Origin of the sequence: Caminicella sporogenes DSM 14501 (assembly GCF_900142285.1) — a bacterium.
Lineage (GTDB): Bacteria > Bacillota > Clostridia > Peptostreptococcales > Caminicellaceae > Caminicella > Caminicella sporogenes.
In genome coordinates this window covers 63,122-82,618 of record NZ_FRAJ01000005.1, presented here as the reverse complement: position 1 = coordinate 82,618, position 19,497 = coordinate 63,122, and the positions used below count along the sequence as shown (strand labels likewise).

General features: G+C 30.8%; 27 protein-coding genes. All 27 read left to right on the top strand.

The window, feature by feature from the left end; genetic code table 11:
• Positions 1-213 precede the first annotated feature (213 nt).
• The 27 genes from BUA90_RS03435 (at position 214) to BUA90_RS03310 (ending at position 19,413) form a co-directional block, all read left to right on the top strand.
• Positions 214-552: a hypothetical protein gene (locus tag BUA90_RS03435; protein ID WP_072965999.1), complete on the top strand. Its 339-nt coding sequence runs from the start codon at positions 214-216 to the stop codon at positions 550-552.
• Between the two features lie 64 nt (positions 553-616).
• Positions 617-1,072 (top strand): terminase small subunit, encoded by a 456-nt coding sequence (locus tag BUA90_RS03430; RefSeq protein WP_072965998.1) that lies wholly within the window; start codon positions 617-619, stop codon positions 1,070-1,072.
• Positions 1,059-2,306, top strand: a complete 1,248-nt coding sequence (locus tag BUA90_RS03425; protein WP_072965997.1) for a PBSX family phage terminase large subunit — start codon at positions 1,059-1,061, stop codon at positions 2,304-2,306. Before BUA90_RS03430 ends, BUA90_RS03425 begins: the two co-directional genes overlap by 14 nt.
• 13 nt (positions 2,307-2,319) lie before the next feature.
• Entirely contained in the window at positions 2,320-3,762 is a 1,443-nt protein-coding gene (locus BUA90_RS03420) for a phage portal protein (RefSeq protein ID WP_072965996.1), read from the top strand.
• A complete protein-coding gene (locus BUA90_RS03415; protein ID WP_200793475.1) occupies positions 3,752-5,341 on the top strand; it encodes a polymorphic toxin type 50 domain-containing protein in 1,590 nt (529 codons plus the stop codon). The genes BUA90_RS03420 and BUA90_RS03415 overlap by 11 nt, the downstream gene beginning before the upstream one ends.
• 1 nt (position 5,342) lies before the next feature.
• A complete protein-coding gene (locus BUA90_RS03405; protein WP_072965995.1) occupies positions 5,343-5,537 on the top strand; it encodes a hypothetical protein in 195 nt (64 codons plus the stop codon).
• 288 nt (positions 5,538-5,825) lie between these two features.
• On the top strand, positions 5,826-6,389 hold the full coding sequence (locus tag BUA90_RS03400; RefSeq protein WP_072965994.1) for a phage scaffolding protein: 564 nt from the start codon (positions 5,826-5,828) through the stop codon (positions 6,387-6,389).
• 18 nt (positions 6,390-6,407) lie between these two features.
• Positions 6,408-7,328: a hypothetical protein gene (locus BUA90_RS03395; RefSeq protein WP_072965993.1), complete on the top strand. Its 921-nt coding sequence runs from the start codon at positions 6,408-6,410 to the stop codon at positions 7,326-7,328.
• Between the two features lie 13 nt (positions 7,329-7,341).
• Positions 7,342-7,497, top strand: coding sequence for a hypothetical protein (locus BUA90_RS12490; protein WP_170139273.1), 156 nt, complete (start codon positions 7,342-7,344; stop codon positions 7,495-7,497).
• A gap of 30 nt (positions 7,498-7,527) precedes the next feature.
• Complete coding sequence (locus BUA90_RS03390; protein WP_072965992.1) at positions 7,528-7,830, top strand: phage head-tail connector protein; 303 nt, start codon at positions 7,528-7,530, stop codon at positions 7,828-7,830.
• Between the two features lie 4 nt (positions 7,831-7,834).
• Positions 7,835-8,167 carry a hypothetical protein gene (locus BUA90_RS03385; protein WP_072965991.1) on the top strand — a complete coding sequence of 111 codons (333 nt, stop codon included), beginning with the start codon at positions 7,835-7,837 and terminating at the stop codon, positions 8,165-8,167.
• Positions 8,164-8,595, top strand: a complete 432-nt coding sequence (locus BUA90_RS03380; protein ID WP_072965990.1) for an HK97-gp10 family putative phage morphogenesis protein — start codon at positions 8,164-8,166, stop codon at positions 8,593-8,595. The genes BUA90_RS03385 and BUA90_RS03380 overlap by 4 nt, the downstream gene beginning before the upstream one ends.
• A complete protein-coding gene (locus tag BUA90_RS03375; RefSeq protein WP_072965989.1) occupies positions 8,595-8,945 on the top strand; it encodes a hypothetical protein in 351 nt (116 codons plus the stop codon). The genes BUA90_RS03380 and BUA90_RS03375 overlap by 1 nt, the downstream gene beginning before the upstream one ends.
• A 16-nt stretch (positions 8,946-8,961) precedes the next feature.
• The gene (locus BUA90_RS03370; protein WP_072965988.1) at positions 8,962-9,381 is read left to right on the top strand and encodes a phage tail tube protein; all 420 of its coding nucleotides are present in this window, start codon (positions 8,962-8,964) and stop codon (positions 9,379-9,381) included.
• Between the two features lie 28 nt (positions 9,382-9,409).
• On the top strand, positions 9,410-9,742 hold the full coding sequence (locus tag BUA90_RS03365; RefSeq protein WP_072965987.1) for a DUF6096 family protein: 333 nt from the start codon (positions 9,410-9,412) through the stop codon (positions 9,740-9,742).
• Between the two features lie 5 nt (positions 9,743-9,747).
• Positions 9,748-10,104 (top strand): hypothetical protein, encoded by a 357-nt coding sequence (locus BUA90_RS03360; protein WP_072965986.1) that lies wholly within the window; start codon positions 9,748-9,750, stop codon positions 10,102-10,104.
• The gene (locus BUA90_RS03355) at positions 10,105-12,858 is read left to right on the top strand and encodes a phage tail protein (protein WP_072965985.1); all 2,754 of its coding nucleotides are present in this window, start codon (positions 10,105-10,107) and stop codon (positions 12,856-12,858) included.
• A gap of 16 nt (positions 12,859-12,874) precedes the next feature.
• A complete protein-coding gene (locus BUA90_RS03350; RefSeq protein ID WP_072965984.1) occupies positions 12,875-13,219 on the top strand; it encodes a DUF6711 family protein in 345 nt (114 codons plus the stop codon).
• Between the two features lie 8 nt (positions 13,220-13,227).
• Positions 13,228-13,398, top strand: a complete 171-nt coding sequence (locus BUA90_RS12345) for a hypothetical protein (protein ID WP_159429987.1) — start codon at positions 13,228-13,230, stop codon at positions 13,396-13,398.
• The gene (locus BUA90_RS03345; protein ID WP_072965983.1) at positions 13,385-13,759 is read left to right on the top strand and encodes a hypothetical protein; all 375 of its coding nucleotides are present in this window, start codon (positions 13,385-13,387) and stop codon (positions 13,757-13,759) included. Before BUA90_RS12345 ends, BUA90_RS03345 begins: the two co-directional genes overlap by 14 nt.
• Positions 13,760-13,778: 19 nt before the next feature.
• Positions 13,779-16,448: a hypothetical protein gene (locus BUA90_RS03340; RefSeq protein WP_072965982.1), complete on the top strand. Its 2,670-nt coding sequence runs from the start codon at positions 13,779-13,781 to the stop codon at positions 16,446-16,448.
• 3 nt (positions 16,449-16,451) lie between these two features.
• Positions 16,452-17,030, top strand: a complete 579-nt coding sequence (locus tag BUA90_RS03335) for a hypothetical protein (protein WP_072965981.1) — start codon at positions 16,452-16,454, stop codon at positions 17,028-17,030.
• A gap of 21 nt (positions 17,031-17,051) precedes the next feature.
• The gene (locus BUA90_RS03330; RefSeq protein WP_072965980.1) at positions 17,052-17,372 is read left to right on the top strand and encodes a hypothetical protein; all 321 of its coding nucleotides are present in this window, start codon (positions 17,052-17,054) and stop codon (positions 17,370-17,372) included.
• 12 nt (positions 17,373-17,384) lie between these two features.
• On the top strand, positions 17,385-17,588 hold the full coding sequence (locus BUA90_RS03325) for a BhlA/UviB family holin-like peptide (RefSeq protein WP_072965979.1): 204 nt from the start codon (positions 17,385-17,387) through the stop codon (positions 17,586-17,588).
• A gap of 11 nt (positions 17,589-17,599) precedes the next feature.
• The gene (locus tag BUA90_RS03320) at positions 17,600-18,268 is read left to right on the top strand and encodes a peptidoglycan recognition protein family protein (protein WP_072965978.1); all 669 of its coding nucleotides are present in this window, start codon (positions 17,600-17,602) and stop codon (positions 18,266-18,268) included.
• Positions 18,262-18,612: a hypothetical protein gene (locus BUA90_RS03315; protein ID WP_072965977.1), complete on the top strand. Its 351-nt coding sequence runs from the start codon at positions 18,262-18,264 to the stop codon at positions 18,610-18,612. The genes BUA90_RS03320 and BUA90_RS03315 overlap by 7 nt, the downstream gene beginning before the upstream one ends.
• Positions 18,613-18,627: 15 nt before the next feature.
• The gene (locus tag BUA90_RS03310) at positions 18,628-19,413 is read left to right on the top strand and encodes a DNA adenine methylase (protein WP_330390644.1); all 786 of its coding nucleotides are present in this window, start codon (positions 18,628-18,630) and stop codon (positions 19,411-19,413) included.
• Positions 19,414-19,497 lie beyond the last annotated feature (84 nt).

Sequence of the window (19,497 nt, the reverse complement as noted above, 5' to 3'; positions counted from 1 at the left end):
TGCTACTGTATTATATGATATATTCTCCGTAGGAAATAGAATTAATATATTATATCAACCTACGGTTTAAGTATTACTTACTTGTATAATATAGTTCCCCCTTCTAGAGTGTGGCTGCTGGCTGCACTCTTTTTATGTCGAAATTTGCGAACGATTTGTGAAGGATTACCTTTTCCTATGGAGAATAATGGAAGTAGGGAGGGGGATGGATGTATGAATTTATACGAAAAATTAAGAGGAAAAATTCCGTACATTTATTATGTAGGTGACATGTTAATAGCAGTTTGCAAAGAAAACTATAGTATAATAAATAATACATATGATTATAGCAGAATTTCAGATTTTCAAAAAATAATTAAAGAAAATAATGATAAGGAAGTAATTAAAAGTGCAGTAACAAAAATATCTATGATTGCTGAATTTAACGCACAAAACAGTAATTCTAAATTATCAGAGTTTATTCAAAATCTAAAAGAAGAAGAAGTAAAAGAATTACAAATGCAAATAAAAGAATTAGAGAAATTATATAGAAAATATAAGTTAGCATATTAATAATAATTAAGAGCCCATGTGGCTCTTTTTTCATGCTCAAAAATAAAAGGGTAGGTGAGGTGATGTGAAGCTAACAGAAAAGCAGAAGAGATTTTGTGATTATTATATTGAAACTGGTAACGCTACTGAAGCAGCTATTAGAGCAGGATATAGTGAAAAAACAGCAAGATTTATTGGTGCCGAAAACTTAACAAAACCTAACATTAAAACTTATATTGATAAAAAGCTTAAAGAGCTTGAAGATAAAAGAATAGCCAAAGCAGAAGAGGTTTTAAAATACCTAACTAGTGTAATGAGAGGAGAAGAAAAAGAAGAAGTGGTTGTAACTGAAAATATAGGAGATTTTGAAAGTAAAGCAAGAATTATAAAGAAACAAGTATCAGCAAAAGAGAGAATTAAAGCTGCAGAACTTTTAGGTAAACGATATGCAATGTGGACAGAAAGACAACAAATTGATGGAGTTGCGACTATACAAATAATTGATGACATAGAGGAAGAAGATAAAAATGAAAAAAATTAAGCTGTCAGAGTTAATAGCACCCTCATTCTATGAACTTCATAATGACATTAAGAATAACAGATATACTCACTATTGGCTGAAAGGTGGTCGTGGTTCTACTAAGTCATCATTTATAAGTATTGAAATCATTCTTGGTATTATGAAAAATCCTGGTACTCATGCAGTAGCATTAAGGAAAGTTGGCATAAATCTAAAAGATAGCGTTTATGAACAATTGCTATGGGCTATAGATAAATTAGGTGTTTCGGATTACTGGATAGCAAGATTAAGTCCATTGGAACTTATTTATGCTCCGACAGGTCAGAGGATTATATTTAGGGGAGCAGATAAACCAAAAAAAATAAAATCAATCAAGGTTAAGTCTGGATATATTCGTTATGTATGGTATGAAGAAGTTGATGAATTCAATGGAATGGAAGAAATTCGAATTATCAATCAGTCTTTACTGCGTGGGGGAAGTAAGTTTGATGTATTTTATTCTTTCAATCCACCAGATAGTCAAAGAAATTGGGTTAATAATGAAGTTACAATTAAATATCCTGATAGAAAAGTACACCATAGTACTTATTTAACTGTTCCTAAAGAATGGCTTGGGGAACAGTTTTTTATTGAGGCAGAACATCTTAAAAAAGTTAATGAAAAAGCATATAGACATGAGTATTTAGGAGAAGTTACTGGTACAGGTGGAGAAGTATTTACTAATGTAACTAAAAGAGAAATTACAGATGAAGAAATAGCTAGATTTGACAGGATTAAAAGAGGAATTGACTTTGGTTATGCAGTAGACCCATTTGCTTATGTTGTATGCCATTACGATAAAACTAGACGTAGATTATATATTTTTTATGAGATATACAAAGTTGGGTTAAGCAATAGAAAAGCAGCAAGATTAATTAAACAGGAGAATACAAGCAACAAATTAATTGTAGCTGATAGTGCAGAGCCAAAATCTATAGCAGAATTAAAAGAATATGGGTTAAGGATTAAAGGAGCTAAGAAGGGTCCAGATAGCGTAGATTACGGAATTAAATTTCTACAAGATTTAGAAGAAATTATAATTGACCCTAAAAGATGTCCTAATACAGCTAGAGAATTCCTTAATTATGAGTTAGAAAAAGACAAAGAAGGTAATTTTAAAGCTAATTATCCAGATAAAAATAATCATAGCATAGATGCTGTTCGCTATGCACTTGAAGACGATATGAGAAATAGTGGACTTAAAATACTCAAATAAAGAAGGTGGAAACATGTTTAATTTTTCTAATTTATTTAAAAACGATATAAACATAATGACTATAGAAGAAATACTTTTGGGTGAAATACAAGAATTTAATGCTTCAGATAAAAGAAAATGGATGATAATAGGGGATAAATACTACAGAGTAGAAAATGACATCTTCGATAGACAAATATTAAGATATACAGAAAATGGAGCAGTTACAGATAAAACGAAAGCGAATAACAAGTTAGCTCATGGATTTGCTAAAAATCTAGTAGATGAAAAAATAGCTTATCTATTAACTAAAGATTATTCATTGCAATGTGATAATAAAGATTACATAGAAAAGATTAAGAATGTTCTAGGTAAATATTTTCAGTATACATTAGCAAATCTAGGAACGGAAGCAAGTAATAAAGGAATAGCATGGCTTTATGTATATATAGATGAACAAGGGCAATTTAAGACTATGATTATTCCTTCAGAACAATGTGTACCGCTTTGGAAAGATAGTACTCACACAGAATTAGATGGCATGATTAGGTATTACAATGTTATTGTTTATGAAGGTAAAGAGAAGAAAACAGTTACTAAAGTAGAATATTATACCGATAATGAAGTGAATTTCTATATTTTAAAAGACAACAGTTTAATACGAGATATAGAAAGTCATGAAGGTGGTCCAATTCCGCACTATAAAAAAGGCGAGGAAGGAAAGAGTTGGGGTAAAGTTCCATTTATAGCATTTAAAAATAATAGGTTAGAATATCCCGATATAAGATTTATTAAATCGCTAATTGATAACTATGATAAAACAAGAAGCGATATAGCAAACTTTATCGAAGAGACTAAAAATTTAATTTATATCCTAAAAGGTTACGGTGGGCAAGACCTTGCAGAGTTCATGAGAGATTTAAACTATTATAGGGCCGTAAAAATAGATGACCCTGAATATGGTGGAGTAGATACACTTAATCCATCTATAGACATTCAAGCAGCAAAAGAACATTTTGAACAGCTTAAAAGAGATATTAAAGAGTTTGGACAAAGCGTAAATATGGACCTAGACAAATTTGGCAATAACCCTAGTGGAATAGCTCTAAAGTTTTTATATTCCGGTCTTGATTTAAAGTGCAATCATTTAGAAGTAGAATTTAGGAGGGCATTTGAGGAATTACTTTATTTTGTAAATATATATCTATCAGAAACGGGACAGGGTAACTACAATGAAGATGTAAAACTTATATTCAATAGAGATATTCAAATAAACGAAACAGAAGCAATTAACAACTGTGTGGCTTCACAAGATGTAATATCAGAAGAAACTATTATAGCGAACCATCCATGGGTAGATGATGTCGAGGCTGAATTAAAAAGACTTAAAAAAGAAAGAAAAGAAAAAGTAGATAGAGCAGCTAAAACATTTGGTTCTTATAATTTCAATAAAGTAGATGGTAACGATGAAGAATAGTAAGTATTGGGAGAACAGAGCCAATCAAAGAATGGCTATTTATCACAAAAATAGTGATAGAACAATTGAGACAATAACTAAAGCATATGATAAAGCTGTCAAAGACATAGAAGAAGAAATAAGAAAAATATACGATAAGTTTTCTACAGCTGGGAAGTTATCTCCTAGGGAAGCTAGAAAGTTATTAAACAGCAAAATATCTGTAAAAGAATTAAATAGAATCAGAAACAAAATAAAACATATTCAAGATGAAGATATAAAAAGACGATTATTAAGTATACTCAATGCCCCAGCTTATAAAGCACGTATAACACGATTAGAAGCATTAAAGCAAGATATATATATACAGTCTAAAATGATAGCAGATGTAGAACTAAGAGCTTCTACAAGTCAGTATATAGATACAATTAATGAAGCGTATTACAAACAAATATACGACATACAAAAAGGATTGGGTATAGGTTTTGATATAGCTGCAATGTCTACAAGAACTATAGAGACTATATTAAAAAATCCATGGAGCGGTAAACACTTTTCGGAAAGAATATGGCACAATACTGACGTATTAGCCGAAAAATTAACAGAGATAATAACATCTGGTTTTATGAGTGGCAAAAGTATTGATAAGATGGCTAGAGAATTACAAGAGTACACAGAGTATGGTAAGTACGCTGCTATACGACTAGTAAGAACTGAAACAACTTACATGGCTAATGCTGCAGAAATGGAAAGCTATAAGGAATGTGGTATAGAGAAATATATCTATGTTGCTACATTAGATAATAGAACAAGTACTATATGCCAGTCATTAGATAGAAAAGTTTTTAATGTTAAAGATGGAGTAGCGGGAAAAAACATGCCGCCAATGCATCCATTTTGCAGAAGTACTACAAGAGCTTATTTAGGTCCAGATACATTAAAAGGAATAAAAAGACGAGCAAGAGATCCAAAGACAGGTAAAACTTATTTAGTACCTGCGGACATGAATTATAAAGAATGGTATCAAAAATATGTTGTAGATAAATACGGAAAAGACCAAGCTGAAATAATGAAAAAGAAATTAATAAATAAGGCAAGTGATAAGAAGCAGTATAAGAGATACAAAGAAGTTTTAGGAAAAGATATGCCAGTAAAGACTTTTGATAAATTCCAGGATTTGAAGTATAATGATATTGAAAGATGGCGTAAAATTAAGCGAAGTTATGGGCTTATTAAACTAGAGAAAAGTAAAATTGATACTGTAGAAAAAGCAAAAGAGTATATTGAATTGTTAGATAAGACTATACATGAAGGAAAACAAGGAAAACATATCATAGGACATAATAATTTTATTGATGGTAGAAGCTATTTAACTATTTCTATTGAAAAGGCACAAGAACTTGTTAATAAATATGCTGGGACTGGGAAATTACAGTTTAATAAGAAAGGTGAATGGAATAAAAAAGAGTTAATAATAATTGATAGAGAAATAGGTGTAAATGTTAATAATAATACAGGTGAAAAAACACCTACGAATAAATTTATTATTCATTATTCTAAAAGTGGTACTCATATAGTACCAACATTGAAGGAGAGATAATATGAAGCTATGGGAATATGTAGGGAAAAAAATTAAAGTAACTTGTATAGAAGGTGAGACAATTCAGGGTAAATGTAATGGGTATACTCAAGAATTAGACAACGAACCTGAAATAGCAAGTATAACAATAGATGCTGGTGACATTGATTATGAGATATATGAAAATGAAATAGCTAAAATTGAAATTGTTGAATAAATAGCACTTACTAAACAAGATAGTAGGTGCTTTTATTATGCCGGAAAAGAGGTGAGATAATAATGGCTGCAAGCGTACAAATAACATTAATCATATGTATGACGTTAATAGCATTAAAATTATTGAATTGCAGAAATAAGAATGATGATTAAAAAATATAGTTTAAATCGTCACTAAAACGCTGAAAAGCGTTATTTTTATTGCTCTTTTTAAAACTTTGTAGAACATAAAGAACAAAGAAACTCCCAAGTCGGAGAGCGACTATAAAAATCTATGGAGGTTGATATTATGGATTGGTTAAAAGAAATACTTGAAAAAGCAGGAGTGGAAAAGGTTGACGAGGTACTTAAATCAATTAAAACTGAACTGCCAAAACACTTTATAACAAAAGAAAAATTTAATGAGGTAAACGAAGCAAAGAAACAACTAGAAAATGATATTAAAACAAGAGACAAACAACTTAAAGAGCTTGCTGATAAGGTAAAAGGTAATGAAGAATTAGAACAGAAGATTAAAGATTTACAAGAAGCAAATAAAAAAGCTGCAGCTGATTATGAGGCTAAAATTAAAAACATTACATTAGATAATGCAATAAAAATAGCTTTAAAAGACAATAAAGCTAAATATGAAGACCTACTTATGAGCAAGTTTGACAGAGAAAAGCTAAAAATCAAAGAAGATGGTACTGTTGAGGGATTAGAAGAGCAACTTAAAACTATTAAGGAAACTTATAAAGATTTATTTGAACAGCCTATAAGTGGGATAGAACCAAACAATAAAGGTACTAGCCTAGGAAATACATCTGATTTAGACCAAATAACAAAAACAATTCAAGAAAATTTAGGATTATAGAAAGGGAGAGTGATTTAAATGCCTAATGTATTAGAATATGCAAAGATTTTTCAACAACAATTAGACAAACAGGTGGTGGCGTTAGCTACTTCTGGCTGGATGGAAGCAAATGCAGGATTAGTAAAGTATAATGGTGGGAATGAGGTTAAAATACCAATCATTGATATGGATGGACTAGGGGACTATGACAGAACAAATGGTTTTGTAGAAGGTTCTGTAAACCTAACATATCAAACTAAAACTCTTACACAAGACAGAGGTAGAACATTCCAGCTTGACAGAATGGATGTAGATGAAACAAATTTTGTTGCAACTGCTGCAAATGTAATGGGAGAGTTTCAGAGAATACATGTTATTCCTGAAATCGATGCTTACAGATATTCAAAGATAGCAACTGAAGCTATAGCAAAGAATGCTGCAGTCGGTGGATATACCCCAAGTGCAGATGATATTTTAACAAAGCTAAAAGAAGATATATACGCAATTTATGATATAGCTGGAGAAATTCCACTTGTTATTACAATGAATATGAATATAGCTATGATATTGGAAAATTCACAAGAACTTTCAAAGCAGTTAAGTGTAATAGATTTTGGAGGAGAAGTTAAGACAAAAGTAAAGGGAATAGACGGTAATCCAATAATCAAAGTACCATCTAGCAGAATGAAGACAAAATATATTTTTAGAGATGGAAAAACTTCAGGACAAGAAGCAGGAGGATTTGTACCAGATACTAGTGCTAAAACAATCAACTGGATTATATGTCCAAAATCAGCACCTATTGCAGTATCAAAAACTGATAAAATTAGAATATTTGAACCAGATACTAATCAAAGAGCAGATGCTTGGAAGATTGATTATAGAAAATATCACGATTTATGGATTAAAGACAATCAATTTAAAGCTATCAGAGTTAATATCAAAGAAGCATTAGCATAGGTGGTGAAGTAGAATGTTTAAATTAGAAAGAGGTAATGTAGTCAAAATAGTGTCTACAGAGCATGAAAAAGAAAAGCTCATAAATAAAGGTTTTGTTGAAGAAAAGGAAGATGTGAAGAAAGAGAAAAAGTCAAATAAAGCTACTAAAGAGAAGGCTGCTAATAAATAGTAGCCTTCTTTGCTTTAGGTAGGTGATAATGTGGAGCTACTAGATAAAATGAAAATAAAGTTAGGTATATCTTTAGGAGATACATCGCAAGATGATTTATTAATTTTGTATTTAGAAGATGCAAAGAATGAAATATTAGAATTAACTCATTTAGAAGAAATACCAGATAAGCTACTATCTACACAAGTAGAACTTGCTATTATATATTACAATAAGCGAGGGATAGAAGGCCAAACATCACATGGCGAAGGTGGAATAAGTAGGAGTTTTGAGGAAGGTATTCCTAAAAATATTATGAAAAAGATTTTAGCTTATAGAAGATTGCCGAGGTGAGTATATGCGATTAAGGCAAAGAGATTTAAAAATATATGTATTGAAGAAAAGAGTACCATTACAAGATTTTGATGGTACAACTTATGAAGGTTATGAGCAAATAGGAACCACTATAAAAGCCAATATTCAACCTGCAGGTGGCAAAATTGCAGCTGAAATATATGGGGAAAGGCTTAAATATATGCTTACTATGTACTGTGAAAATAATGTTGATATAAAAGAAGCTGATGGGATATGTGTAAATGTTGAACCTACTAATGAACCGGATTACAAGGTAGTTGCGATAAAACAATATAGTACTCATAAAGTAGTTGATTTAGAGAAGGTGAACAAATGAGCATACAGGGATTAGATAGGTTATTAAGAAAACTTAATGCATTAGGTGGCAACAGCAAAAAGGCATTAAAAAGAGGAATAGGTAAAGCTGCTAGACTAGTACAGGGAGACGCTAAAGATTTATGTCAAGTAGATACAGGAAGATTAAGAAATAGTATAAAATCATCTGTGAAAGAAGAAAGAGGAAAGATTATAGGCAAAGTAGGTACAAATGTGGAATATGCTGCTTATGTTGAATTTGGGACAGGTCAAAGAGGGAAAGCAGCAGATATAGAAACTAAGGATAAAATAAATTTATCCTACAGAGAAGATTGGGCAGGTATGAAACCACAGCCTTATCTTTATCCTGCATTAAAGCAGAACGAAAAGAAGATAAAAAAAATAGTTAAAGATGAATTAAAAAAGGAAATAAGGAGAGTGGCAAAGTAATGTACGATATTAAGCCACAAATATTTAATTTATTAAAAGAGATAGAAGGAGTTACTATTTCAGATGCATATCCTAAAGATTGGAGTAAGCTACCTCATATATCTTTTTATGAATTATTAAATAGGGATTATTTAAAATCTGGAAATGAGGTATTAACTGAAATAGTGATACAAATAGACATATGGCATAGAAGGAGTACAGGAGCTATAGCCAAGGCAGTAGATGAGAAAATGAGTTCGATAGGATTTAGACGAGAATTTGCTGCAGATATACCTGACCCAGTAGTAAAGCATAAAACTATGAGATATAGAGGAATAGTTGATAAGAAAAACCTATTAGTATATCAATAAAAGGAGAGTGATATAAATGGCAGGAATAACTAGCGTAGAAACAAAATTATTTTGTAAAGCTAAGGGAGATACTGATTTTACAGAAATAGAACTTCTAATGGAAGTTCCTGAATTAGGAGGAGACCCTGAAAAAATTGATGTAACTACTTTATCTGATAAAGTTAAAAAATATATTCCCGGTGTAAAAGATTTAGGCGATTTAGCTTTTAAATTTTTATATGATAATTCAACAGCAAATTCAAATTATAGAGTTTTAAAAGGATTAGAAGAAAATAATACACTTGCGACATTTAAAGTACAATATCCAGATGGTACAGCACATGAATTTGATGCATATGTAAGTGTAAAAATGGATGCAGCTGCAGTTAATGCTGCACTTACATTTACTGCTACTTTCAGTTTGCAGAGTGATATTACAGTAACTAATCCAAGTTAATAAATGATTAAAGAGGAGGAATGATTAGATGAGATATACAGAATTTAAAGTAGGAGAAAGAGAATTTAAATTAAGACTAGGAGCAGGAGAAATTGTAAATCTTGAAAAGAAATTAGGGAAGAATCCTTTAGATATATTAATGAACGTTGAAAAGGGAGAATTACCTAAAATTGGTGATACACTTACAATATTACATGCAGCTATGCAAAAATTCCATCATGGTATGACAATGGAAAAGGTATATCAGCTATATGATGAATATGTAGATGAAGGAAATACCTATACTGATTTAATTCCTGTTATTCTTGAGGTGTTTAAGGTTAGTGGTTTTTTCAAGGAAGCCCAAATAGAGGGCAAGTAGAACAAGTGGATAATGAAGAAATAAAAAATCTAACTGAACTATTTGAAAAACTGTATCCAATCGCTGTAGAAAACGGCGTGGATGCAGTTTTTTATTGGGATATGACATATGGGGAAATTATTACTGCAATAGAGGGTAATCAAAGAAAGGTTAAGCAAGATATACAGGTACAGGCAAGCCTAGTATATAAACTAGGGGACTTATTAAGGTTTGCTTTTAACGAGCCTAATAAATATCCTACATTACAAGAAGCATTTCCTAAATTATTTGATGATGAAGCAATAAAACCAAAACAGCAGGACTGGAGAATAATGAAAGAAAGAATATCCGCCTATGCAAAAAAGAAAGCGGGGCGAAAGTAGATGACGATAGAAGAATTAAGAGTATTAATATCAGCTGAAACTTCTGGACTTAGGAGAGAAATAAATAATGTAAGAAGGCAAATGTCAGGACTTAGTAGAAGTGTTAGAAATTCTACTGCTGGAATTACAAGAGCGTTTAAAATGCTTAAAGTAGCTATAATTGCAATAGGCATAGGTAAAGTTATAAAAGACAGCATAATGTCTGGAATGGAAGCGATAGAAAGTGAAAATCTTTTTGAAGTATCTTTGGGGCGTATGGCTGATAGTGCAAGAAAATGGAGCGAGGAACTTCAAAAGACATTAGGTTTAAATGGTTATGAAATAAGAAAAAATTTAGGCGTACTTTACAATATGACTACATCAATGGGGCTTACTGAAAGCTCTGCCTATGATTTAAGTACTAGCTTAACAAAACTGGCGTATGATATGGCTTCTTTTTATAATTTAAGACCAGAAGAAGCATTTAATAAAATTAGAGCAGGAATAACAGGAGAGACAGAACCATTAAAAGCTTTAGGAATACTTGTAGATGAAAATACAATAAAACAAGTAGCTTATAAAAATGGAATTGCTGCAGTAGGAGCTGAGCTTACTCAGCAGCAAAAAGTAATGGCAAGATACTTAGCTATAATGGAGCAAACTAAAAATGCTCAAGGTGATTTGGCTAGGACCATAGACAGCCCTGCTAATCAATTAAGAATATTAAGAACACAACTAGAACTATTAAAAATAAATCTAGGTCAAGCTTTTATGCCAATAGTACAGGTAGTATTACCTATTTTAACGAGTTTAGCTAAATGGCTTGTAACTGTAACAAATTTATTAAAACAATTTACACATGCTTTATTTGGGATATCGAAAACACAAACTAAGCAAGCTAGTACAGCAGTTAAAGCAGCTAAATCTCAAATACAAGTTGGGAAGGCAATAGAAAAAGCTGGTGAAAAAGCTAAAGGAAGTATAGCAGGATTTGACGAGATAAACCAACTTCAAGAGCAGACAAAGCAAACAGGTGGTAAAGTTGGAGACATAAGCCTTGGAGAACCTGTAGAAATAAAAAACACAGAAATAAGCAGTGAACAGTTAGAGGATACTAATATTGGTGAAAAAGCAAAAGAATTTAAAACACTTTTTGAACCAATAATTGAATCTTTCGAAAAATTGAAAACATCTGTAGAACCGTTAATAGGTAATATTAGTAAAGGCTTAAAATTTTTTTATAGTGAAATACTTGAACCGTTAGGCAAATGGACAATTTCGAAAGCTGTACCTAGTTTTTTAGATTTACTTCGCGAAGCAATATCATTGCTTAATCCTGTTATTGAAGATTTGAAGCCTTTGGGGAAATGGCTATGGGATAAGTTTTTAAAGCCAATGGGTTCGTTTGTTGCAGATACATTTATATCTACGTTAGACAGTATAACTGAATCGCTTAAAAAAATAGGAGATTGGATGACGGACAATAAAAAAGTCGTTGAAAATATAACAAAAGCAGTAGCAGCTTTCTTTTTAGCATGGAAAGTTACAGAATTATTAGCATTTATTCAAATGTCCGGTGGCGTTATAAAAGTCTTAAAGTCGGTGAAAGACGCTATTGTTGCATGTACAGTTGCTAAAATAGCAGACAAATTCGAAACTATTGCATTAATCGCATTATATGCCAAAGATTTTATAGCGAGTTTAGTAAAAACTACGGCAAAACTCGTAATTAATGCTGGTGCTTGGTTACTAAATGCAGCTGCAGTAGCGGTATGGAATGCTGTGTGCGAAATAGGGACAATTGTAACAGCAGCGTTTGAAGCTGCATTAGCAATGTTAACATCACCTATTACTTTAGTTATTATGGCAATTGTAGCACTTGTAGCAGGGATTGTTATTCTTATAAAACATTGGGATAAAGTTAAAAAAGCAGCAAAAATTTGTTGGGATAAAATAGTTAAAATATGGAGAAAAGCAAATAACTGGTTTAATGAAAATGTTATTAAACCAGTTGAGGAATTATTTAAAAAATTATGGGAGCAAATAGCTAAGCAAGCTAGTGAAACATGGAATAAAATAGTCAAGGTATGGAAAATAGTACACAAATGGTTTGATGATAATGTGATAATTCCAATATCGAACTTGTTTTCAAGTTTACGGGAAAAAATAAGCACTGCCTTTTCTAAAGCTATTGAGTCGACTAAGGAAAAATTTGAAGGATTAGTAAGTTTCATAACAGGTATATTTACTAGTAATTGGCGAAGAGCTTGGGAAGAAGTTAAAAAAATATTTAAAGGAATAGTGGAATCTCTTACTGGAATATTTAAAAGCGTAATAAATTCAATAATAGACATATTTAATACATTTATAAGATATTGGAATAAGATAGAGTTTAAAGTACCATCTGTCCGTATTCCAGGTTTAGGAAAAGTAGGCGGATTTTCTGTAGGCGTACCTAAAATTGCTGAAATTCCTAAACTTGCACGTGGTGGTATTATAGATAGACCAACACTTGCAATGATAGGTGAGAGAGGAAAAGAGGCTGTAGTTCCACTTGAAAATACTTCATTTGTAAATACATTAGCAACAGCTGTTGGAAATGCTGTATTAGCGGCAATGCAGGTAAGTAACTTTAATAGTCAGAGTTCAAGTGTAGTTGAAGGTAAAGAGATAGTTATACAACTTGATGGTACAAAGTTAGCAAGAATAATGCTACCTAAAATTGATAGGGAACTACAAAGAATAGGAGCTAAAACAATAATCCAACCAGTATAGAAAGGAGTGGGTAAATATGATTAAAATAAACGGAGTGGCATTGCCCACTCCTTCTGATTATAGAGTGTCTATTATGGATATAAGCAAAGCTGAAAGAACTTCAGCTGGAACTATGGTAATTGATAGAATAGCGACAAAAAGAAAAATAGAGTTAAGTTGGAAATATTTAAATAAGGAAGAAGTTAGTAAGGTTTTACGGCTTGTTAGTCATGTATTTTTTACAGTTGATTATATAGACCCTCAAGAAGGAAATTGGAGAAATGGTACTTTTTATTGTGGGGATAGAAATATAGGGGCACTGGATTATATTGATGGAAATATAAGATATAAAGACATTAAGTTTAATTTGATAGAAAGGTAGGTGTAATTATGTCTAATGAAAAAACAAGTGTAACAATAACAATAGCTACAAAGTTAGAAAAATTCAAGGAAGGAGAAAATAATCCTTTTGAAACTATTAACAAGAAAATAACATTAACAGGACAAAAAGCTATAGATTACTTAAATGGAAAGGGGGTTGATTTAGATGCCATTGACTAATGCAGGCAGAGATGAAATCGCAGCAGCTTTAATAGGAGAAGGGATACCATTTAACAATTCAAATGCAAAAATAGGCGTAGGTGATGGTGATACTGCTTTTGCTGCAACACAAACAGATTTAACAGGGACTAACAAATTTAGAAAAGGCATGGATACAGGGTATCCAATTAGAGATGGTAATACTATAACTTTTAGAGCTACTTTTGGTGGTGATGAAGCGAATTTTGCATGGAAAGAATGGGGAGTATTTAATGCTGCATCTGGTGGAGTGATGTTAAACAGAGTAGTAGACAATAACGGAACTAAATTACAAGGGCAAACTTGGACATTTACAGTAACAATAACAATTAATGCATCTTAAATTGAGGAGGCGGAATTAGATGATAATAAGTTTTTATCCAGCGGCTAGAGGTTCTAAGCAAAATCAGTTAAATAATGGAATAACTATACTTTCTTATAAATGGTTTACTTTAACAGAAAATAAGTTAGATGGTACATATCATCTAATTCCAAATCCAACGGGAACATATGAAGTAGGCGTATTTAGTAGCTGTTTGAGTGATACTAATGGAAAATTTTCTTCACCGCCTTATATTATTTATGAAACTGGAGATATAGATATACACGGAATTAGGATTGTAGGTGATTCTAAACGAAATATTTATGTTACGAATATACATTTGTATTTATATAAAGATGGTATTGAAATATTTAATAATTATTATTCAAACGACCAAAATCAAATAGATTGGCATATAAATTTTGGAAAGTTTTATAGTGTAGATAAGATAAAAGTAGAAATTCATAGTATAAATAAAGCCAATAACGCTGTAGTAATTGCTGAAATGGATTATACTAATGAACCTACATCTTCTGATACTTTAGAAATAAATTTCAGTGAAGACGGAAAAGCCAGCTTATCAATAACTAGTGAAGAATCAGTTATATTACAAATAGATGAAAACAGAGATTTATTTAATGTTTCAATGGATAATGAAGTTTTAAATATACAACTGATTCATACAAAAAGAGTTGAAAGTACTTTTTCTAAAAATAGTGGATTAGAGGTAACTACTAATGAAAGTAGTAATCTTAAGGTAGATATAAATAAAACTGATATTATTAGGATAAATAAAGAAGTGGAAAATGATTCAGTAGATGCTTTTATAAATGCTTCTGAATCAATTGATATTCAGATTATAGAAACTCCAGTTATGGATAATATCCATACTGTTATGAATGCTCCAACTAGACAAGTATTTGCAAAAGTAGAAGTGACGTATACTAACCCACAGCAAGATAATACATTAGAAATAGAAACTTCTAGAATGAATGTTTTATCAAGGAAAGAGCAGTTATATGATGGATTAAAAAAGCCTAAATATAAATATTTTTTCCTGTTTCAAAACAAGTTGGATGGAACATATCATCCGATTGGTGAAAATAGTGAAATTGGTTGGCTTGATGAAAAATTATCAGATGAAAATGGAATTGTAGACCCTGCTGCTGAAATAACATTTAGATTCAAAGAGAGTAGAAGTATAGTTCAACTAGAAGTTGTGGGAAATATACAAAATAATAATTTTCCTGTGGATTTTAGTATAAAATTATATGACGATAACGATAATTTGCTGTATACAGAGAATGTAGTAGGCAATACAGATGTAGACTGGATTAAAGACATAAGTCCTGTACATGATGTAGCCAAATTAGTTTTAAGAGTAACTAAAATTAGTACTCCGCATGTAGTATGCAATATTTTAGAAATGTATCCAGTTATAGTTGAAACGTATTATTCTGATAAGATAATAGATATAGATTTATTAGAAGAAACTGCATATGAAACAAGTACGCCACTTGGTGGGGTTTCTGCAAATGAACTAAACATAACATTTAACAATGAAGATAGGCGTTTTAGTCCTAATAATCAGCAGTCAATTTTGAAAAGTTATCTAAAGAAAAATAGGAAAGTAAAAGTTTGGTTTGGAGCATATGTTAACGGTAATTTAGAATGGTATCCATGGGGTGTTTATTGGTCTGATTCATGGGACATTAAAAGACGTTCAATGGTAGCTAAATTAAAAGCATTAGATTTACTGGATTTATTGAGAAAGACAAATTATTCAAATAGTACTTTAAAAATCAATAAAACTCTAACTGAATTAGCAACTGATATTTTAATAGATGCTGGATTAAAAACAGGTGATTTTGTAATAGATTCTGTATGCGATTCTATTATAATTCCTTATAGTTGGTTTGATAGGCAGTCGCATAGAGAAGCATTACAAAAGTTGGCTAGTTGTGCATTAGTAAGCATGTACTGCGACCATAATGGACGAATAGTTATTGATAATATTTTAAATGCAAAAGAATATGTTACTGAGTTTACAGAGGATAGTTACATAGATGTTAATTATCCTCAAGCATATAAAAGTTCTTACAATTATGTTGAAGTAGAATATATTAATTATGCATTAGAAGAACGACAAGAAATTTACAATGAAGATATGTCAGAAATTATAAAGCCGAATACAAGTAAGCAGTTTATCTGTAGATTTAATAATATTCCCTGTGACGAAATACAGGACCCTACAATAGATGGTATAAACTTAAAAGTAATTGAGACTAAAAAATATGCTTGGGGCTGTATTGTAACAATTAAAAATATAGGTTCTACAGATTCAATTTTAAGGAATATTAATATTCAGGGTAGACCTTTAAAAGAACAAAATAGAGGTGTCGTTGTAGCAAAAGATGAAAATTCTGTTCTGATAGAAGGAGAAATTAGAGCTCCCAAAATATCTAGTCCATTTATTCAAACACGTGAATATGCTAAATATTTGGCAGAGACATTGTTAAGGATTTATTCAAATGCTAAATATGATGCACAATTAAATGCAAGAGGAGATATTGCAGTTCAATTAGAAAATCAAGTAAAATTAATTGATTCAATAGAAGGGATTAATGATTACTATAAAATAATAAGACAATCAGTGAAATGGGATGGAGTATTTCATTCAGATATAACATTAAAGAAAGTGGGGGATTAAGATATGGCTTGGCAAACGCCAAAAACAGATTGGAAGGCAACTGATGGAGTTACTAATGCTGATTTAAATAGGATAGAAGAAAATACACAGGTTGCATACGACAAAGCAGTTGTAGCTTTGAATACTGCTAATAGCAAACTTGGAAAAACTGAAAAGGCAACAGATAGCGACAAACTAGATGGATGGCATAGAGACCAAATTCGTGATTGGAATAATTTATTAAATAAGCCAACACATCTTCCTGCCAATGGTGGAAATGCTGATAGCGTAGATGGATTGCATTTTAGAGAATACAACGGGAGATTACAATATTACTATGGAGGGAAGTGGAAGGATATTATGGTAAGTCCTATTAAGAGTATACAGAGAGGAATTATGGTTCATACAGTACCTAATACAACAACGAGTATTATTATAAATGCAGTTGACCCGAATAAAACTATGGTAAATTTATTAACATCTTCTGCAGATGATAAAGTAGATTCAGAGACAAGTATTTGGTTAGAAAATAGTACAACTCTAAAAATAAAACAACATTCTGCAGCTGCAAATGTGAGCTGGGAAGTAATAGAATTTATATAAAAAAGAAGGAGGTAATTACAAATGAATAAATATTATTACGCACAATTGAATAATGAAAATATATGCATAGGAGTATCTGAATTAAGTGGAGAAATAAACAGTTCTAATTTAATTAAAATAGAAAGATTTGATACATCTTTATTAGGTAAAAAATATGAAAATGGAGAATTTATAGAAGTACCTAAAACAGAAGAAGAATTGAAAGAAGAAGAATTACAAAAGTTAAAACAAAAATATATAACTCTTATAAAAGAAGCAGATTTGTTAGGAGATGTTGAAGAAAAACAAAGACTGCAGCAAGAGTATTTGCAGAAAAAAGCAGAGATTGAAAATAGAGCATAATGAGGTGAAGTTATGGAAAATGAAATAATGAAATATTTAGTTTCGCAAGGGGTATTCGCAGTATTGTTTGGATACCTTCTTTTTTATGTACTTAAAGAAAATTCAAAACGTGAATGTAAATATCAAGAAATAATACAAGAGCTATCAGAAAAGTTTAATTTAATCGAAGATGTGAAAGAAGATGTAAAAGAAATTAAAAATAAAATTTTTAGTTAGGAGATGAAAGAATGAGAAGGTTTAAACAATATACAGTTGAGGAATATTTAAATCATTTAAAAACAATAAAGATTACAAGGAAAATAACTCAAATACATCTACATCATACATGGAAACCAACTAAAGAGATGTATAGTAAAGCACCAAACAAAGAAGGTGTAATTTTTTCAATATATTCTTATCATACAAAGAAAAAAGGATGGAGTGATATAGGACAGCATGTTACATTAGCTCCAGATGGAACAGTTTGGGATGGTAGGGATTTAGAAAAGAACCCTGCTTCTATTAAAGGACATAACGAAGGTGCATTTGCAATAGAAATGATAGGGAATTTTGATGTAGACCATGAAAAACTAGAAGGTGTTCAATTAGATTCATTAATTAAATTACTTAAGGGATTATTTGAAATATTTGAAACTGATAACTTGATTTTTCATAGGGAATACAGTCCTAAAACTTGTCCAGGAAGTTCAATAAGTAAAGAATGGTTATTAAATTTGATAAATAAAAAAGATAGTCTGAATAATGATATTAGTTCATGGGCTGAAGAAGCTCAAAAATGGGTTACAGAAAACAATATAAGTGATGGGACTAGAGCAAGAGAGTTAGTTACAAGAGAAGAAATTTGGACTATGTTATATAGATTTTATAAATTGATAGGGGGGCAAATAAAATGTTAGATTTTATTAAACTATATTGGGATTCTATTCTTTTAGTTTTGTTAGTAGTCGCAGGGCTTTTATATTTATATAAGCAAGGGAAAAAAGAATTTGTTAGGAAAGTAGTTTTAAGTTTAGTCATACAAGCTGAAAAAGCATTAGGCTCTGGAACAGGTGAACTAAAATATGCAATGGTAGTAGAAAAAGTTTATTCTGTATTACCAACTATTTTAAGATTTTTAATTACAAAGAAAGAATTAGATAAATTAATTGAAGAAGCTGTACAATACATGAAAAAATATTTATCAACTGAAAGGAACTTGTTAGGTTATGAAAATGAGTATTTAACTACTTTACGTAATTAAATTAGAAACAAAGGAGTGATTAAAGCAACAAATAGCAAGACATCAATGCTAAAACCTCCTATATCAAGATTAGGAGGCAAATCAAGACTTAGAAAAAAGATAATTGATTTAATTCCAGAACATATATGTTATTGCGAAGTATTTTTCGGTGCTGGTTGGGTTTACTTTGGAAAAGAGCCTTCGAAAGTTGAAGTCATAAATGATATAGATAAAGAGCTTATTAACCTATTTAAGATGATTAAGTATCATGAGCAAGAAGTTTCAAGGCTATTACAATATGAAGTGTGTTCAAGAGATATATTTAATGAATATATTAAGCAAGAACCTGAAAAACTAACTGATATTCAAAGAGCAATTAGGTTTATTTATATAATTTCCCAAAGCTTTGCTAGTAAAGGTAATCATTTTGGTTATGGTACTACAAGTAGACCTAACCCGCAGATATTTATTACTAATCATTTAAAAGATATAAAAGAAAGATTAAGAAATACTTATATTGAAAACTTAAGTTTTGAAGAAATTTTTAGAAGGTATGATAGAGAGCATACTTTTTTCTTTTGCGACCCTCCATATTTAGAAACAGAAGGATATAAAAATCCTTTTACTGAAGAGGACCATGTTAAATTAAATGAGATTTTGAAAAATATTAAAGGTAAGTTCCTATTAACAATAAATGACCATCCCAAAATTAGGGAATGGTATAAAGGATTTAATATTCTAGAAACTCAAGTAAGATATTCTGTATGTAGAGAAAGCAAAGGTAGGAAAAATTATAGTGAGCTAATTATTATGAATTATTAGACTAGGGCTTAGGCTCTAGTTTTTTTTGTTTTTTTGATTAAAAAATTATTACTTTAAATTTTTCTATGTTTTAGTTATTAAAAG

Coding starts and splice junctions, on each gene's coding strand:
- BUA90_RS03325 (WP_072965979.1), top strand. CDS start 17,385: ATGGAAAATGAAATAATGAAATATTTAGTTTCGCAAGGGGTATTCGCA.
- BUA90_RS03350 (WP_072965984.1), top strand. CDS start 12,875: ATGATTAAAATAAACGGAGTGGCATTGCCCACTCCTTCTGATTATAGA.
- BUA90_RS12345 (WP_159429987.1), top strand. CDS start 13,228: ATGTCTAATGAAAAAACAAGTGTAACAATAACAATAGCTACAAAGTTA.
- BUA90_RS03370 (WP_072965988.1), top strand. CDS start 8,962: ATGGCAGGAATAACTAGCGTAGAAACAAAATTATTTTGTAAAGCTAAG.
- BUA90_RS03365 (WP_072965987.1), top strand. CDS start 9,410: ATGAGATATACAGAATTTAAAGTAGGAGAAAGAGAATTTAAATTAAGA.
- BUA90_RS03405 (WP_072965995.1), top strand. CDS start 5,343: ATGAAGCTATGGGAATATGTAGGGAAAAAAATTAAAGTAACTTGTATA.
- BUA90_RS03380 (WP_072965990.1), top strand. CDS start 8,164: ATGAGCATACAGGGATTAGATAGGTTATTAAGAAAACTTAATGCATTA.
- BUA90_RS03335 (WP_072965981.1), top strand. CDS start 16,452: ATGGCTTGGCAAACGCCAAAAACAGATTGGAAGGCAACTGATGGAGTT.
- BUA90_RS03315 (WP_072965977.1), top strand. CDS start 18,262: ATGTTAGATTTTATTAAACTATATTGGGATTCTATTCTTTTAGTTTTG.
- BUA90_RS12490 (WP_170139273.1), top strand. CDS start 7,342: ATGTTTAAATTAGAAAGAGGTAATGTAGTCAAAATAGTGTCTACAGAG.
- BUA90_RS03355 (WP_072965985.1), top strand. CDS start 10,105: ATGACGATAGAAGAATTAAGAGTATTAATATCAGCTGAAACTTCTGGA.
- BUA90_RS03415 (WP_200793475.1), top strand. CDS start 3,752: ATGAAGAATAGTAAGTATTGGGAGAACAGAGCCAATCAAAGAATGGCT.
- BUA90_RS03435 (WP_072965999.1), top strand. CDS start 214: ATGAATTTATACGAAAAATTAAGAGGAAAAATTCCGTACATTTATTAT.
- BUA90_RS03425 (WP_072965997.1), top strand. CDS start 1,059: ATGAAAAAAATTAAGCTGTCAGAGTTAATAGCACCCTCATTCTATGAA.
- BUA90_RS03385 (WP_072965991.1), top strand. CDS start 7,835: ATGCGATTAAGGCAAAGAGATTTAAAAATATATGTATTGAAGAAAAGA.
- BUA90_RS03345 (WP_072965983.1), top strand. CDS start 13,385: ATGCCATTGACTAATGCAGGCAGAGATGAAATCGCAGCAGCTTTAATA.
- BUA90_RS03420 (WP_072965996.1), top strand. CDS start 2,320: ATGTTTAATTTTTCTAATTTATTTAAAAACGATATAAACATAATGACT.
- BUA90_RS03395 (WP_072965993.1), top strand. CDS start 6,408: ATGCCTAATGTATTAGAATATGCAAAGATTTTTCAACAACAATTAGAC.
- BUA90_RS03375 (WP_072965989.1), top strand. CDS start 8,595: ATGTACGATATTAAGCCACAAATATTTAATTTATTAAAAGAGATAGAA.
- BUA90_RS03330 (WP_072965980.1), top strand. CDS start 17,052: ATGAATAAATATTATTACGCACAATTGAATAATGAAAATATATGCATA.
- BUA90_RS03320 (WP_072965978.1), top strand. CDS start 17,600: ATGAGAAGGTTTAAACAATATACAGTTGAGGAATATTTAAATCATTTA.
- BUA90_RS03340 (WP_072965982.1), top strand. CDS start 13,779: ATGATAATAAGTTTTTATCCAGCGGCTAGAGGTTCTAAGCAAAATCAG.
- BUA90_RS03400 (WP_072965994.1), top strand. CDS start 5,826: ATGGATTGGTTAAAAGAAATACTTGAAAAAGCAGGAGTGGAAAAGGTT.